This window comes from Leclercia sp., assembly GCF_036780805.1.
Taxonomy (GTDB): Bacteria; Pseudomonadota; Gammaproteobacteria; order Enterobacterales; family Enterobacteriaceae; genus Enterobacter.
Map to the genome: position 1 here is coordinate 35,174 of NZ_DAIQCE010000006.1, position 16,125 is coordinate 51,298.

General features: G+C 56.2%; 18 protein-coding genes and 1 other RNA gene. 14 read left to right on the plus strand and 5 right to left on the minus strand.

Translation table 11 applies throughout. The annotated features are described in order from the left end of the window. Positions 1–15 precede the first annotated feature (15 nt). Both V7Q49_RS15375 and sstT read left to right on the plus strand, forming a co-directional pair. On the plus strand, positions 16–984 hold the full coding sequence (locus V7Q49_RS15375; protein ID WP_333853301.1) for a TerC family protein: 969 nt from the start codon (positions 16–18) through the stop codon (positions 982–984). 292 nt (positions 985–1,276) lie between these two features. Further along, a complete protein-coding gene (gene sstT / locus V7Q49_RS15380) occupies positions 1,277–2,518 on the plus strand; it encodes a serine/threonine transporter SstT (protein ID WP_333853303.1) in 1,242 nt (413 codons plus the stop codon). 84 nt (positions 2,519–2,602) lie between these two features. On the opposite strand, the gene V7Q49_RS15385 is transcribed toward sstT, so the two are convergent. Next, a complete protein-coding gene (locus V7Q49_RS15385) occupies positions 2,603–4,090 on the minus strand; it encodes a UxaA family hydrolase (RefSeq protein WP_333853305.1) in 1,488 nt (495 codons plus the stop codon). Between the two features lie 17 nt (positions 4,091–4,107). Next, positions 4,108–5,520 carry a glucuronate isomerase gene (gene uxaC / locus V7Q49_RS15390; protein WP_333853307.1) on the minus strand — a complete coding sequence of 471 codons (1,413 nt, stop codon included), beginning with the start codon at positions 5,518–5,520 and terminating at the stop codon, positions 4,108–4,110. A gap of 479 nt (positions 5,521–5,999) precedes the next feature. On the opposite strand from uxaC, the gene V7Q49_RS15395 reads away from it, so the two are divergent. From V7Q49_RS15395 to V7Q49_RS15445, 11 genes are all read left to right on the plus strand, one after another. Continuing rightward, complete coding sequence (locus V7Q49_RS15395) at positions 6,000–7,298, plus strand: MFS transporter (RefSeq protein WP_333853309.1); 1,299 nt, start codon at positions 6,000–6,002, stop codon at positions 7,296–7,298. A gap of 179 nt (positions 7,299–7,477) precedes the next feature. Further along, positions 7,478–8,254, plus strand: coding sequence for a transcriptional regulator ExuR (exuR, locus tag V7Q49_RS15400; protein ID WP_333853311.1), 777 nt, complete (start codon positions 7,478–7,480; stop codon positions 8,252–8,254). 349 nt (positions 8,255–8,603) lie between these two features. Continuing rightward, on the plus strand, positions 8,604–9,266 hold the full coding sequence (gene yqjA / locus V7Q49_RS15405) for a DedA family general envelope maintenance protein YqjA (protein WP_333853313.1): 663 nt from the start codon (positions 8,604–8,606) through the stop codon (positions 9,264–9,266). Next, positions 9,250–9,654 (plus strand): EnvZ/OmpR regulon moderator MzrA, encoded by a 405-nt coding sequence (mzrA, locus tag V7Q49_RS15410; RefSeq protein ID WP_333853315.1) that lies wholly within the window; start codon positions 9,250–9,252, stop codon positions 9,652–9,654. Before yqjA ends, mzrA begins: the two co-directional genes overlap by 17 nt. Positions 9,655–9,810: 156 nt before the next feature. Beyond that, on the plus strand, positions 9,811–10,179 hold the full coding sequence (locus V7Q49_RS15415; RefSeq protein ID WP_333853317.1) for a DUF1090 domain-containing protein: 369 nt from the start codon (positions 9,811–9,813) through the stop codon (positions 10,177–10,179). Between the two features lie 29 nt (positions 10,180–10,208). Then, entirely contained in the window at positions 10,209–10,514 is a 306-nt protein-coding gene (locus V7Q49_RS15420) for a DUF883 family protein (RefSeq protein WP_333853319.1), read from the plus strand. 2 nt (positions 10,515–10,516) lie between these two features. After that, a complete protein-coding gene (locus tag V7Q49_RS15425; RefSeq protein ID WP_333853321.1) occupies positions 10,517–10,915 on the plus strand; it encodes a phage holin family protein in 399 nt (132 codons plus the stop codon). Next, complete coding sequence (locus V7Q49_RS15430) at positions 10,912–11,226, plus strand: YqjK-like family protein (protein ID WP_333853323.1); 315 nt, start codon at positions 10,912–10,914, stop codon at positions 11,224–11,226. The genes V7Q49_RS15425 and V7Q49_RS15430 overlap by 4 nt, the downstream gene beginning before the upstream one ends. 221 nt (positions 11,227–11,447) lie before the next feature. After that, a complete protein-coding gene (locus V7Q49_RS15435) occupies positions 11,448–11,840 on the plus strand; it encodes a DoxX family protein (protein ID WP_181247303.1) in 393 nt (130 codons plus the stop codon). A gap of 65 nt (positions 11,841–11,905) precedes the next feature. Further along, complete coding sequence (locus tag V7Q49_RS15440; protein WP_333853326.1) at positions 11,906–12,892, plus strand: glutathione S-transferase family protein; 987 nt, start codon at positions 11,906–11,908, stop codon at positions 12,890–12,892. Between the two features lie 107 nt (positions 12,893–12,999). Next, positions 13,000–13,365 (plus strand): DUF805 domain-containing protein, encoded by a 366-nt coding sequence (locus tag V7Q49_RS15445; RefSeq protein WP_333853328.1) that lies wholly within the window; start codon positions 13,000–13,002, stop codon positions 13,363–13,365. 39 nt (positions 13,366–13,404) lie between these two features. Here V7Q49_RS15445 and V7Q49_RS15450 read toward each other — a convergent pair whose 3' ends face one another. Continuing rightward, a complete protein-coding gene (locus V7Q49_RS15450) occupies positions 13,405–14,301 on the minus strand; it encodes a LysR family transcriptional regulator (protein WP_333853330.1) in 897 nt (298 codons plus the stop codon). 104 nt (positions 14,302–14,405) lie between these two features. Here V7Q49_RS15450 and V7Q49_RS15455 point away from each other — a divergent pair, with 104 nt between their 5' ends. After that, entirely contained in the window at positions 14,406–15,107 is a 702-nt protein-coding gene (locus V7Q49_RS15455) for a pirin family protein (protein ID WP_333853332.1), read from the plus strand. 49 nt (positions 15,108–15,156) lie between these two features. On the opposite strand, the gene V7Q49_RS15460 is transcribed toward V7Q49_RS15455, so the two are convergent. Both V7Q49_RS15460 and rnpB read right to left on the minus strand, forming a co-directional pair. Further along, a complete protein-coding gene (locus tag V7Q49_RS15460) occupies positions 15,157–15,567 on the minus strand; it encodes a Spy/CpxP family protein refolding chaperone (protein ID WP_333853334.1) in 411 nt (136 codons plus the stop codon). 158 nt (positions 15,568–15,725) lie between these two features. Then, positions 15,726–16,103: RNase P RNA component class A (gene rnpB / locus V7Q49_RS15465), an RNA gene on the minus strand. Between the last annotated feature and the right edge of the window lie 22 nt (positions 16,104–16,125).

The window sequence follows — 16,125 nt, forward strand, 5'->3', positions numbered from 1 at the left end:
CGTAAGGAAAATAGTATGCATTCTGTCGGCACTCCAATGCTGTGGGGCGGATTCGCGGTAGTCGTGCTCATCATGCTGGCGATAGACCTCTTTTTACAGGGGCGTCGCGGCGCACATGGCATGACCATGAAACAGGCGGCCGCCTGGTCGCTGGTGTGGGTCACCCTCTCCCTGCTCTTCTGCGCCGCCTTCTGGTGGTATCTCTCCATTACGCAAGGCCGCGCGGTGGCCGATCCTCAGGCGCTGGCATTCCTGACGGGCTATCTGATTGAAAAAGCCCTGGCGGTGGATAACGTCTTCGTCTGGCTGATGCTGTTCAGCTATTTTGCCGTGCCTGCGGCGCTGCAGCGTCGGGTGCTGGTGTATGGCGTGCTGGGCGCGATTATCCTGCGTACCATCATGATCTTCGCCGGCAGCTGGCTGATCTCGCAGTTCGAATGGCTGCTCTATATCTTCGGCGCGTTCCTGCTCTTTACCGGGGTCAAAATGGCGCTGGCGAAAGAAGATGGCTCCGCGATAGGCGACCGTCCGCTGGTGAAGTGGATCCGTGGGCATCTGCGCATGACGGACAAGATCGAGACCGAGCACTTCTTCGTGCGTAAGAACGGCCTGCTGTTCGCCACCCCGCTGCTGCTGGTGCTGATCCTCGTGGAGCTGAGCGACGTGATCTTCGCGGTCGACAGTATTCCGGCGATCTTCGCGGTGACCACTGACCCGTTCATCGTGCTGACCTCAAACCTGTTTGCGATCCTCGGCCTGCGCGCCATGTACTTCCTGCTGGCGGGCGTGGCGGAGCGCTTCTCGATGCTGAAGTACGGTTTGTCGGTGATTCTGGTGTTTATCGGTATCAAGATGATGATCGTCGATTTCTACCACATCCCAATCGGCATCTCGCTGGGCGTGGTGTTTGGTATCCTGGTTCTGACCCTGATTATCAACGCCTGGGTGAATCACCAGCATGATAAGAAGGGGCAGATCCAGTAAAGGGTTTGTGCGGTTTGATGCCCTCACCCCGGCCCTCTCCCACAGGGAGAGGGTGCAAACACTAAAAACGGCAACCTTCGGTTGCCGTTTTACTTTTACCTCGAGCCACCCGACAAAAATGTAAATATGCAGTTAAAAAATATGACGTAGCACGTAAAACCCAGCATTTTACACTTCCCACGCATGGCGCTTTCAATATACTCAACCTTGCAAAACACACACCTCTAACCGGGATGATAAGTGCCTGAGAGCACCTCCGGGATGGAACGCAATTTCACTTAAGGAATTTTCTATGACCACACAATCTTCTGGTCTGCTCGCGCGTCTCTCGCGAGGCAGCCTCGTTAAACAAATCCTGGTGGGCCTGGTGCTGGGCATCGCCCTGGCGCTGATCTCTAAACCTGCCGCCGAAGCCACCGGCCTGCTCGGCACGTTGTTTGTCGGCGCATTGAAAGCCGTTGCGCCGGTGCTGGTATTAACCCTGGTCATGGCGTCTATCGCTAACCATCAGCAGGGGCAGAAAACCAATATCCGCCCTATTCTCTGGCTCTATTTATTCGGCACCTTCGCCGCTGCACTGACCGCCGTGGTCGTGAGCTTTATGTTCCCCTCCACGCTGCAACTGACCACCGGCGCGACCGATATTACGCCGCCTGCGGGCATTGTTGAGGTCATGCACGGCCTGCTGATGAGCATCGTTGCCAACCCGATTCATGCGCTGATTAATGCCAACTATATCGGCATCCTGGTGTGGGCCGTCGGCCTGGGCTTTGCCCTGCGCCACAGCAATGCCACCACCAAAAACCTGATCAACGATCTGTCGAATGCGGTGACCTTTATCGTGCAGGTGGTGATTCGTTTTGCGCCGGTCGGTATTTTCGGACTGGTGGCGTCGACGCTGGCCACCACCGGTTTTGGCGCGCTGTGGGGTTATGCCCAGCTGCTGCTGGTGCTGATTGGCTGTATGGCTGTGGTGGCGCTGGTGATCAACCCGCTGCTGGTGTTCCTGCAGATCCGTCGCAACCCGTATCCGCTGGTGCTGATGTGCCTGCGTGAAAGCGGCGTTACCGCCTTCTTCACCCGCAGCTCGGCTGCCAACATCCCGGTGAACATGGCATTGTGCGAGAAGCTGAATCTGGATCGTGATACTTACTCGGTGTCCATTCCGCTGGGTGCGACCGTCAATATGGCGGGTGCGGCGATCACCATCACTGTCCTGACCCTGGCCGCCGTATATACGCTGGGTATTCCCGTGGATCTGCCAACGGCGCTGCTGCTGAGCGTGGTTGCCGCCCTGTGTGCCTGTGGCGCATCCGGCGTGGCAGGCGGTTCTCTGCTGCTGATCCCGCTGGCCTGTAATATGTTCGGCATCCCGAATGAGATTGCCATGCAGGTGGTGGCGGTGGGCTTTATCATCGGCGTGCTGCAGGATTCCTGCGAAACGGCCATTAACTCCTCTACGGATGTGATGTTTACTGCCGCCGTGTGTCAGGCGGAAGACGCGCGTCTGGCAAAAAGCGCAGTTCGCGGATAAAAAAAGCCCGGTGGCGCTTACGCCTACCGGGCCTACAAGTTTGTGCGTAGGCCGGGCAAACGCAGTGCCGCCCGGCAATTACACTTACAGCGTCACACCACTCTTAAAGATCGCCAGCTCGCGGAAGTCGTTTTTCTCGTTGCAGGCCTGTTTGCCGTTGGCGATATCAACAATCACATCCACAAACTCCGTTAACAGCTGCGGCATCGCTTTGCCGTGGATCAGCTGACCGGCATCGAAATCGATCCAGTGCTTTTTCTTCGCCGCCAGCTCGCTGTTGGTGGCGATTTTCACCGTCGGGACAAAACCGCCGTACGGCGTGCCGCGACCGGTGCTGAACAGCACCATATGGCAGCCCGCACCCGCCAGGGCGCTGGTGGCTACGGCATCGTTGCCCGGGGCGCTTAACAGGTTCAGACCCGGAGTATTCAACCGCTCGCCGTAGCGCAGCACGTCCACCACCTGGCTGGCACCCGCTTTCTGGGTGCAGCCGAGAGATTTCTCTTCGAGGGTGGTGATCCCGCCCGCTTTGTTACCCGGAGAGGGGTTCTCGTAAATCGGCTGGTTGTGCGCGATAAAGTACTGTTTGAAGTCGTTGACCATGGTAACGGTCTTTTCAAAGGTCGCTTCGTCGCGGCAGTGGCTCATCAGAATACGTTCCGCGCCGAACATCTCCGGCACTTCGGTCAGCACGGTGGTGCCGCCGTTGCTGATGACGTAATCGGAGAACTGACCCAGCATCGGGTTGGCGGTAATACCGGACAGCCCATCAGAGCCGCCGCACTCCAGACCAAACTTCAGCTCGCTCAGCTTGCCCGCTTCACGTTTATCGTGACGCATCACCTCATACAGCTGGTGCAGATGCTCCAGCCCGGCTTCCACTTCGTCGTCCTGATGCTGGCAGACCATAAAGTGCACACGGGCCGGATCGAAATCGCCCAGCGTTTCGCGGAAGGCATCGACCTGGTTGTTCTCACAGCCGAGGCCGATCACCAGCACCGCCCCGGCGTTCGGGTGGCGCACCATGTTTTGCAGCATGGTGCGGGTGTTGATGTGATCGTCGCCCAGCTGGGAGCAGCCGTAGGTGTGGCTGAACAGGTGAACGCCGTCAGTCCCTTCTGCCTGATTGGTCTCTTTCAGGAACCGGCTCTGGATTTGACGGGCGATGCCGTTGACGCAGCCGACGGTCGGCAGGATCCACAGTTCATTGCGGATCCCCACCTCCCCGCTGGCGCGGCGGTAGATCTGGACGTCACGATCCGCCGCCTGGCTGGCCTCAGCCTGTAACTCAGGTTGATAGCTGTACTCATCCAGATCGCTCAGATTGGTGCGCGTATTGTGGGAGTGAATGAATTCACCCGCCGCGATATCCGCCAGCGCATGGCCGATAGGCAGACCGTATTTGACGACGTTCTCCCCTTTGGCAATGGGTTGCAGGGCAAATTTGTGCCCACGCGCCACGTCCTGGCGCAGCGTGACGGTCTGGTTATCAAACGTCACCTCCTGACCTTCGCTCAGGTCGGCCAGCGCGACCGCGACGTTGTCCAGCGAATGGATCTTGATGTATTGCATATCAACCTCAGACGGCCTTAGTTCAGTTCAATAGCGAAGTAGTCGCGCGCGTTGTTAAAGCAGATGTTTCTCACCATTTCGCCCAGCAGCTGGATGTCGGCCGGGGCTTCGCCCGCGGCAACCCAGCGGCCAATCATCTGGCACAGAATGCGGCGGAAATATTCATGACGCGTATAAGACAGGAAGCTGCGGCTGTCGGTCAGCATCCCCACGAAGCGGCTCAGCAGACCGAGCTGTGCCAACTGGGTCATCTGACGCTCCATCCCGTCTTTCTGGTCGTTGAACCACCAGCCGGAACCGAACTGCATCTTGCCTGGCATCCCTTCGCCCTGGAAGTTGCCGATCATGGTGCCCAGCACTTCGTTGTCGCGTGGGTTCAGGCAGTAGAGGATGGTTTTCGGCAGCAGATTCTCTTCGTTCTGTTTGCTCAGCAGTTTGGACAGCTCTTCCGCCAGCGGACGGTCATTGATGGAGTCGAAACCGACGTCAGCGCCCAGCAGTTTGAACTGGCGCAGGTTGTTATTGCGCAGCGCGCCGATGTGGTACTGCTGCACCCAGCCGCGACGGGCATATTCTGCCGCCAGCCAGACCAGTACCGCAGTTTTGAACTGCGCCACTTCGTGTTCTTTCAGGCTTTCACCGGCCAGACGACGGGCCAGAATGCTGTCCAGCTCGGCTTCGTTCGCTTCGGCAAACAGCACTACGTCCAGCGCATGGTCAGACACTTTACAGCCGTGAGCCGCGAAGTGATCCAGACGCTTCGCCAGCGCGGTCTGCAGATCGCCGAAACGGCGGATCTCGGTATCAGAAACTTCGCTCAGCTTCGCCATATAGTCGGCAAAGGTCGCCTGCTCAATGTTGAAGGCTTTATCCGGGCGCCAGCTTGGCAGCACTTTGACGTCAAACGAGGTGTCTTTTGCGACAACGGCGTGGTGCTCCAGAGAGTCAATCGGATCGTCGGTGGTGCCGACCATCTTGACGTTCATCTGCTTCATGATGCCGCGGGCAGAGAATTTGTCCTGCGCCAGCAGCTCGTTGCATTCGTTCCAGATCTCATCGGCGGTGGCCGGAGAGAGCAGCTTGCCGGTGATACCAAACGGACGACGCAGCTCCAGATGGGTCCAGTGGTACAGCGGGTTACCGATGGTGTGCGGCACGGTCGCGGCCCAGGCATCGAATTTTTCGCGGTCGGAGGCATCGCCGGTACAGAGGCGTTCTGCCACGCCGTTAGTGCGCATAGCGCGCCACTTGTAGTGGTCACCTTTCAGCCAGATGTCATACAGGTTTTTGAAGCGGTAATTTTCGGCAACCTGCTGCGGCGGAAGGTGGCAGTGGTAGTCGAAAATCGGCTGGTCTTTAGCGTAGTCGTGGTACAGGCGGCGGGCAAATTCGGTATCTAACAGAAAATCTTCAGTCATAAACGGGGTCATAATCGTCTTCCTCTTACGAGCTTACGAGTGCGTCAGAAAAGTATTGTTCAGATGCTGCAAAGTTATCACACCAATTTCCAGAGGCCGATGATTTTTTCGTGAGTTAGATCAATAAACGTCGACAAATAATCTACGCCCAAAGTGGTAAATACCGCTTAACCCCGCGCCAGCTCTGGCCTGACAGAGTGCAGACATTGTCCTTACAAAGATTGACACTTTTGTGATGTCACTCACCTTTTAAAGTTGTATGACAAGTTATCTTTTCGCCGTCGCAGATTATAAGCCGACGGAATGCGTTACCGGTGCCTCAGGCATCGGACTCAGCGGTAAGGATACCGACTTATGCACGTTTACTTATGGCAAGGTTCGGGCCGTTCCGGGAATCATCCCGGTAACGCCCTTCCGTTGATAAACATCTCACGCCTGGCGTAGGGATGCCCGTACTCCGGTGCGGCAATAACATAACGATGAGGTTTTACATGCGTAAAATTAAAGGGTTACGTTGGTACATGATCGCACTGGTGACGCTTGGCACCGTGCTGGGCTACCTGACGCGTAACACCATAGCGGCGGCTGCGCCGACGCTGATGGAAGAGCTGCACATCTCCACACAACAATATTCTTATATTATCGCGGCCTACTCCGCGGCTTATACCATCATGCAGCCGGTAGCAGGCTACGTGCTGGATATCCTGGGTACCAAGGTCGGCTACGCAGTGTTCGCCGTCACCTGGGCTATCTTCTGCGGCGCAACCGCGCTGGCAGGCAGCTGGGGCGGCCTGGCGCTGGCCCGTGGCGCAGTGGGTGCGGCGGAAGCAGCGATGATCCCCGCGGGTCTGAAAGCGGCATCCGAGTGGTTCCCGGCGAAAGAGCGCTCCATCGCGGTGGGCTACTTCAACGTGGGTTCCTCTATTGGCGCGATGATTGCACCGCCGCTGGTCGTCTGGGCTATCGTGATGCACAGCTGGCAGCTGGCGTTTATCCTCTCCGGCGTACTGAGCTTCGCGTGGGCCATGTCCTGGCTGATCTTCTACAAACACCCGCGCGATCAGAAGAAACTGTCTGATGAAGAACGCGAGTACATCATCGGCGGCCAGGAGTCTCAGCACCAGACCAACAACGGCAAGAAGATGTCTGTCCTGCAGATCCTGGGTACCCGTCAGTTCTGGGGTATCGCCCTTCCGCGCTTCCTGGCAGAACCGGCATGGGGTACGTTCAACGCCTGGATCCCGCTGTTCATGTTTAAAGTCTACGGCTTTAACCTGAAAGAGATCGCCATGTTCGCCTGGATGCCAATGCTGTTCGCTGACCTGGGCTGTATCGTCGGCGGCTACCTGCCACCGCTGTTCCAGCGCTGGTTTGGCGTGAACCTGATTGTCTCCCGTAAAATGGTGGTGACCATGGGTGCCCTGCTGATGATTGGCCCGGGGATGATCGGCCTGTTCACCAGCCCATACGTCGCTATCGGCCTGCTGTGTATCGGTGGTTTTGCTCACCAGTCTCTGTCCGGTGCGCTGATTACCCTCTCTTCTGACGTCTTCGGTCGTAACGAAGTGGCAACCGCCAACGGCCTGACCGGGATGGCTGCCTGGACCGCCAGCACTATGTTTGCTCTGGTTGTGGGTGCGCTGGCTGACACCATCGGCTTCAGCCCGCTGTTCGCGGTACTGGCTGTCTTCGACCTGATGGGGGCGGTGCTTATCTGGACGGTGCTGAAAAACAAATCCGCAGAGGAGTTGTTGAAAGAGTCCGTTGGCAGGCCGGCAACGCAAAGTTAGCGTTTAATGCCGGGTGGCGCTGCGCTTACCCGGCCTACACCACCCGGAGGCCCGCGCAAGCGAAGCGCCGCCGGGCATATAAAGGCCGCTCATGAGCGGCTTTTTTACGGGTCAAATCTGGAGAGAACAGGGTAAAAGTGGTATAACAAATCATTAGCCATACCCTGCCTGGAGCGCATATGGAAATCAACGAACCCCGCCGTCTTTATCAGCAACTTGCTGCCGAGCTAAAAGCTCGCATTGAGCAAGGCGTTTATCTGGTGGGTGACAAATTACCTGCCGAGCGTTTTATCGCTGATGAGAAGAGCGTAAGCCGCACCGTGGTTCGTGAAGCCATCATCATGCTGGAAGTGGAAGGCTATGTTGAAGTGCGCAAGGGTTCCGGCATTCATGTCATCTCCAGTTCGGCAAAACACTCCCCGGCTCCGGATGAAAACCTCGAATTTGCCAATTACGGTCCCTTTGAACTGCTCCAGGCCCGTCAGCTTATCGAAAGCAATATCGCCGAGTTCGCCGCGACCCAGGTCACCAAGCAGGACATCATGAAGCTGATGGAGATCCAGGATAACGCGCGTAAAGAAAAATGTTTCCGCGACTCCGAATGGGATCTGCAATTTCACGTCCAGGTGGCCCTCGCCACGCAAAATACCGCTCTGGCAGCAATCGTTGAAAAAATGTGGACTCAGCGCGTTCATAACCCGTACTGGAAAAAACTGCACGATCACATCGATTCCCGTACCGTGGATAACTGGTGCGACGATCATGACCAGATCCTTAAGGCCCTGATCCGTAAAGACCCGCACGCGGCAAAACTGGCGATGTGGCAGCATCTTGAGAACACCAAACAGATGCTATTCAATGAAACCAGCGACGACTTCGAATTCAATGCCGACCGCTATCTTTTTGCGGAAAATCCGGTGGTTCACCTCGATAGCGCCGTCAGTCACGCGAAATAAGCCCCCTTTCCTCCGGCAGGCGCTTCGCTGCGCCTTCCGGCTCCGGTGGGTAAGCAAACCTCTAGAGTGTCAGCGTTTGTAAAAGGCCTCGCGTCTTCTCCCTGGGTTAAGCCAAAATCAATTCTGAATGATGCAAATACTGTGACGGATCCCATCAGGCTTTGTTACAATTAGATGCATTTAGCCGTTTAGCTTGTTAGTTAGTGCTTGCTTACTTTGCCACTTAACAGGGAACAGTTCTGGCCACACATTGTGTCCGCGAGCGATCATCATGAAATTATAAAAAATGTCGCCGTGCTGTTTGACCCGGTTGACAGGTGTGCCGTTAACCGTTTTTCAGGAACACTGAATGGAACTTTTGACCCAACTACTGAATGCCTTATGGGCTCAGGATTTCGAAACGCTGGCCAATCCTTCCATGATTGGCATGCTCTATTTTGTCCTGTTTATGATCCTGTTTCTTGAGAACGGTCTGCTGCCTGCCGCTTTCCTGCCCGGCGATAGCCTGCTGGTGCTGGTGGGCGTGCTCTGCGCAAAAGGGGCAATGCAATTCCCGCAAACCGTCCTGCTGCTGACCATTGCCGCCAGCCTTGGCTGTTGGGTGAGCTATATCCAGGGGCGATGGCTTGGCAACACGCGCATCGTGCAAAACTGGCTTTCTCATCTCCCGGCGCATTATCACCAGCGAGCGCACCACCTTTTCCATAAGCACGGGCTTTCTGCGCTGCTGGTGGGCCGCTTCATCGCCTTTGTCCGTACCCTGCTGCCAACCATTGCTGGCCTCTCCGGTCTCAGCAGCACCCGTTTTCAGTTCTTTAACTGGATGAGCGGCCTGCTGTGGGTACTGATCCTGACTACCCTCGGCTACCTGCTCGGCAAAACCCCGGTATTCCTGAAGTACGAAGACCAGCTGATGTCCTGCCTGATGCTGCTGCCCGTTGTGCTGCTGGTGTTTGGCCTGATTGGCTCGCTGGTGGTGTTGTGGAAGAAAAAACATGGAAGTCAGGGTTAAAGTGAAGAGCAATTCAACCCCGTCACTGCGTCGTCTCTCTTACGCCATGGTTGCGCTGATCATGTTCAGCGCCCTGCTGCTTGCCTGGACGGCGCTGCAAAAACAGGAATCAACGCTGGCTATCCGCTCCGTTAATCAGGGCACCAGCATGCCAGATGGCTTCTCCATCTGGCACCATCTGGATGCGAACGGCATTCAGTTTAAGAGCATTACGCCGCAGAACGACGTCCTGCTGATCACCTTCGACTCCAGCGTGCAGAGCGCCGCAGCGAAGAAGGTGCTCGACCGAAGTCTGCCGCACGGTTATATCATTGCCCAACAGGATGAAGACAATCAGGCGTCTGCCTGGCTGACGCGTCTGCGTGATACCTCGCGTCTGTTAGGCTAAATTTCCACTATTCTGAATCTTTTCACTCACTTTGGTGATATCACCGTTTACTTACTATGCTTAAGTACGCGGAGCACCTCCCACTCGTACTCCGCACAACTCTGGGAAATCGACATTCCCGTAGGTTATGTCGACAAACAATGGAAGGTTTTCATAATGAATTACCGCATCGCCCTGGGCCTCGCCCTTTTTTCTTTAAGCGCAGCATCATTCGCGTCTTCTCTGTGTCAGGAGAAGGAAAAGGACATCCAACGCGAGATCAGTTACGCTGAAAAGCATAACAATCAGAGTCGAATCAATGGGCTGCAGAAGGCCCTTAGCGAAGTTAAAGCTAACTGTTCAGACAGCAAGCTGCGTGCCGATCATCAGCGCAAGATTGCCGATCAGAAAGAGGAGATTGCTGAGCGCCGCCGGGATCTGGCGGAAGCAAAAGAGAAAGGCGATGCGGATAAGATTACTAAACGTGAGCACAAACTGCTGGAAGCGCAGAACGAGCTGAAAGCGCTTGAGTCTCGCGATTACTGAATTAATGGACATCTTAACAGGAGAGAATCATGTCAAAAGATACTACGTCAGACCATTTACGCGCTGAACTGAAGTCCCTGGCGGATACCCTGGAAGAGGTGCTGAGCTCCTCGAGCGATAAGTCGAAAGAAGAGTTGGGTAAACTGCGCCATAAAGCGGAGAAGGCCCTGCACGAGAGCCGTTACCGTCTGGGCGAAACCAGCGATGTGCTGGCGAAACAGACCCGTGAAGCCGCTGCGCGCGCCGATGAATACGTACGTGAAAATCCGTGGGCCGGGGTAGGTATCGGTGCTGCGGTTGGCGTCGTCATCGGCATGCTCCTGACGCGACGTTAATTATGGAAGATTCACGTCAACCACAAGGGCCCGCAAAAAACGTCCTCGGTATCGGACAGCGGATTTTGACCACCCTCGTCGGTATCGCGGAGACGCGTATTCGGCTGGCGGTGGTTGAACTGGAAGAAGAGAAAGCAAATATCTTCCAGCTGCTATTGATGCTGGGGTTGACCATGCTCTTCGCCGCTTTTGGCCTGATGAGCCTGATGGTATTAATTATCTGGGCAATCGATCCGCAGTATCGCCTCAACGCGATGATCGCTACGACCGCTGTACTGCTGCTCGCCGCCCTGATAGGGGGAATATGGACGATGCGCAAGGTGCGCCGCTCGACCCTGTTACCTCATACCCGTAAGGAACTGGCCAACGATCGGTCATTGCTGGAGGATGACAAAAAGTGAGCCGAAGCAGATCAGAACGTCAGCGAGAAAAGGCTTTTTTGCTGAGCCAGATCCAGCAGCAACGGATTGATCTGTCAGCGAGCAGCCGTGACTGGCTGGAGGTGACCCACGCTTACGATCGTGGCTGGAATGCCCTCCTGAACCTCCGCGCCTGGGCGCTGGTGGGAAGCAGCATTCTGGCGGTGCGGGCAGTCCGACATCCAAATATGCTGATCCGCTGGGCACGTCGCGGTTTCGGTATCTGGAGCGCGTGGAGGCTGGTTAAAACGACGCTTCATCAGCAGCAGTTACGTAAATACGACGCACGCTGACGTTACCCTCTGCCTCAACCGGTAAAGCGCCTTCTGGCGCTTTACTTTTTTGTGCCGTCCCGCCTTGCTCAATATCTTTGAAAAAGATTGACAGTTTTCCTTGCTAACATTCGCGATTCACCCCGTTTATGATTCTCTCCATCGACAGCGAGACCGCGGCATCCGCCCGATTTTGCACACTAAATAGTATTTACAGCCCAAGTGGTTCCCTGGAGAGTAAGATGAAAAAATTAGAAGATGTTGGTGTACTGGTTGCGCGTATCCTGATGCCAATCCTGTTTATTACCGCAGGCTGGGGCAAAATCGGGGGTTACGCCGGTACGCAACAGTATATGGAAGCGATGGGCGTGCCAGGGTTCCTGCTGCCGCTGACCATTCTGCTTGAGTTTGGTGGTGGTCTGGCCATTCTGTTCGGTTTCCTGACCCGCACCACGGCGCTGTTCACCGCAGGCTTCACCCTGCTGACCGCGTTTCTGTTCCACAGCAACTTTGCAGAAGGCGTGAACTCTCTGATGTTCATGAAAAACCTGACCATCGCAGGCGGTTTCCTGCTGCTGGCCATCACTGGCCCGGGTGCATACAGCATCGACCGCGTTCTGAATAAGAAGTGGTAAGCACGCTATACTGAATTAAAAAGCGAGGAGATATCTCCTCGCTTTTGCTATCTAAGGAGGAAAAGATGGGACAACTCGTAGACGGCGTCTGGCAGGATACCTGGTATGACACCAAATCCACCGGGGGACGCTTTAAGCGCTCCGCTTCTGCCTTCCGTAACTGGCTCACCGCCGACGGCGCGCCTGGCCCGAGCGGCGAAGGTGGCTTTGCGGCAGAAAAAGATCGTTATCACCTCTATGTCTCCCTTGCCTGCCCGTGGGCACACCGCACGCTGATCGTCCGCGCCCTGAAGGGGCTGGAGTCGCTGATCCCCGTCTCGGTGGTGCATCCGTTGATGCTGGAGAACGGCTGGACCTTCGGCAGCGATTTCCCAGCGGCCACCGGCGATTCACTCTATCACCACGATTTTCTCTACCAGCTCTACCTGCACGCCGATCCGCACTACACCGGCCGGGTCACCGTCCCGGTACTGTGGGACAAGAAAAATCAGACCATCGTCAGCAATGAATCGGCGGAGATCATCCGCATGCTGAACACCGCGTTTGATGCTCACGGCGCCCGGGCGGGCGATTATTATCCCCCAGCGCTGCGCGATAAGATTGATGACCTGAATAGCTGGATCTACGACAACGTCAATAACGGCGTCTATAAAGCCGGGTTTGCCACCAGCCAGGAAGCCTATGACGAAGCCGTGAACAACGTCTTTGCCTCGCTGGAGCGTCTGGAGCAGATCCTGGGCCAGCACCGCTACCTGACCGGCAACCAGCTGACCGAAGCCGATATTCGCCTGTGGACCACCCTGGTGCGCTTTGACCCGGTTTACGTGACCCACTTTAAGTGCGACAAACGTCGGATCAGCGATTATCTCAATCTGTACGGTTTCCTGCGCGACCTCTATCAGATGCCGGGAATTGCGGAGACGGTCGATTTTGACCACATCCGTAACCACTATTACCGCAGCCATAAAACCATCAATCCGACGGGCATTATCTCCATTGGCCCGTGGCAGGATCTGACTGAACCGCACGGCCGCGACGCTCGCTTCGACTAAGCCTCAGGGGCGCTTCTCTGGCGCCCTTTACCCCCCTTTTATTCCCGTCTATGCTTTATTTGAACCCTTAGAAAACAAATGATTAATTGCTACTGAGGCCACAACAAATGGACTGGTATCTGAAAGTACTGCGAAATTATATTGGGTTTAAAGGGCGCGCCCGCCGCAAAGAGTTCTGGATGTTTACCCTGGTGAACTTCATTCTGATTTGCGTGCTGGGGCTGATCGACAAAATGCTGGGCTGGGAGCGTGCTGGCGGCGAAGGGATTCTCACGACGGTGTATGGCCTGCTGGTGTTTCTGCCGGGTTGGGCGGTGCTGTTTCGCCGGCTGCATGATACCGATCGATCGGCCTGGTGGCTGCTGCTGGTGCTGATCCCGATACTCGGCTGGATAATTATCGTGATCTTCAACTGCCAGCGCGGAACGGTGGGTGAAAACCGTTTTGGGCCGGATCCCCTGCTAAACAACTGACAGATTGCCCGGCGGCGCTGCGCTTGCCGGGCATGCACATTACTTCTGGGTAAACAGCTTCTGGATCTCACGCAGACACCAGGATTTGGCTTCGCCCATGCTGTCACGACGCCACGCCATAATGATATCCACTTCGCTGGTGTACTCCGGGCTCACGACCCGCAGGCGTCCTTCGGCAATATCTTTCTCAACAAACGGATACGGCATGGTAGCCACGCCCAACCCGGCCAGCAGTGCCTGACGCTTATCTTCAAGGGTACTGACGGTGAGACGCGGTTGCTTATCCAGCAGCTGAACGGTTAACACCGGGCGTTCGCGGGCGGTGTCCGCCACCGCCACGCCGCGATATTTTACGCGGGTCACTTCCGACAGCGGTTCCGGCTCCTGATGGATCGGATGATCCGGGGCCGCGACGTAGACGTTCAACACTTTATAGAGCTTGCGGGAGTTGATCTCGGACGAGGAGCGAAAGTGCATGTCCGGCGCGATCACGATATCGGCCCGGCCCTGCTCCAGACGCTCCCACGCCCCGGCAAGCACCTCGGTGATGATCGACAGCTGGGTATTGGCTTTCTCCGCCAGGCGATCCACCAGCGGGTAGAGCGCCGTGGTGGGTACCAGAGCCTCGGTGACCAGCGTCAGGTGCGTTTCCCAGCCGCGGGCCAGCGCTTCGGCGTCGGTGGTCAGTTTATCCGCCGCTTCCAGCAGCACGCGGCCACGCTCCAGCAGCATTCGCCCAACGTTGGTGAATTTTGTTCGGTGACCGGAGCGGTCAAACAGCACCACATCCAGCTCTTCTTCCAGCTTCTGCATGGTGTAGCTCAGGGCTGATGGCACGCGCCCCAGTTCATCTGCTGCCGCAGCGAAGCTACCGCGTCGATCGATCGCGTCCATCACCCGCAGTGCTTCAAGCGTCAATGCTCTCTCTTTAGCCATGGCGTTCTCATTCAGGAAATTTGAACATACCGGGCAGAATATCTGGCTAACAATGCAGCGTCCATACCTTTACCATTGTTTTAGTGTAAAGAGAGGTCAGTTTTATGATTACGACAAGAACAGCTAAACAGTGCGGACAAGCCGATTTCGGTTGGCTGCAGGCCCGCTACACCTTTTCCTTTGGACACTACTTTGACCCGAAACTGCTGGGCTATGCCTCTTTGCGCGTCCTGAACCAGGAGGTACTCGCACCCGGGGCCTCGTTCCAGCCGCGTACCTATCCGAAAGTGGATATCCTGAACCTGATTCTTGAAGGCGAAGCAGAGTACCGTGACAGCGAGGGCAACCATGTCCAGGCGAAAGCCGGTGAAGCATTGCTGATAGCCACGCAGCCAGGCATTAGCTATAGCGAGCATAACCTCAGCAAAGATAAGACGCTGACGCGGATGCAGCTGTGGCTGGACGCCTGCCCGGAGCGTGAAAATCCACCGCTCCAGAAGATCGATCTGCAGGAGGGTAAGCAGCAGCTGCTGGCCTCGCCCGATGGCAGCGCAGGGAGCCTGCAGCTACGCCAGCAGGTTTGGCTGCATCATATCGAGCTGAATAAAGGGGAACGCCTGAGTTTTCAGCTGCACGGTCCGCGCGCCTATCTGCAATCCATTCATGGTACGGTGCATGCGTTAACCCCAGCTGAAGAGCGGGAAGCATTGACCTGCGGGGATGGGGCATTTATTCGCGACGAGGCGAACATCACCCTGGTGGCCGATACGCCGCTGCGGGCGCTGCTGATTGATTTGCCGATCTGAATCGGTGCTGCCGGGTTGGCGTACGCTTACCCGGCAAACCATTAATACCTTACTCGCTCATCGCCTGAGCGATTTGTGAGCGGACCTCGGCACGCTGTTCCGGGGTCAGAACCTGGCTCACATCGAAGTAATATTTCACGCGATAGTAACGCGCCTGCTCTTCAATATGGCTGAACGCCGCCAGCTGCTCTTTGACCGCTTTTTCATCCCACTTGCCTGACTGAATGACGTTAATCAGGGTGCCATTTTTTACGTTGTTCGTTGGGATCTTAGCGACGTTATCTTCCAGCTGCGTGTGCAGCGCTTTGATCTTCGCGGTCTGCTCACTGCTGAGTTTCAACTGCTGTACGATCGGATCCTGGGTCGGCGCTGGCGCGGTGGCGACCTCTGCCGCCTGCGCAACACCCATCACACCCGTCAGGGCTGCCGTCATCAGCGCGATACGGAAAATCTTTTTCATCTCACAATCCTTAATTATCTGTCAGGGAAGAACCCCGGGAGTATTTTTCAATTACGGATGTCGATCTGTGATGAAGTATATAAACAATTTTGTATGTAAAAGTCGGCAGAGGTGCTGAAAGCAAAAACCCCGCCGAAGCGGGGTTTTTGTTTAAAAGAAGGTGAAGCTGACCGATAAGCCGGGTTCTGTCGTTGAACAGTCATTCATCTAGGCCAGCAATCGCTCACTGGCTCAAGCAGCCTACCCGGGTTCAGTACGGGCCGTACCATGTGAACCCCTATTTGGCCTTGCTCCGGGTGGAGTTTACCGTGCCACGGACTGTTACCAGCCGCGCGGTGCGCTCTTACCGCACCCTTTCACCCTTACCTGATCCCACTTGCGTGGGCCATCGGCGGTTTGCTCTCTGTTGCACTGGTCGTGGGTTTCCCCCCCAGGCGTTACCTGGCACCCTGCCCTATGGAGCCCGGACTTTCCTCCCCTCCGCCCGTCTCCCCCGAAAGGGACGACGACGAAGCGGCGACTGTCTGGTCAGCTTCGGCGCGCAGTATAGAGGGTTTG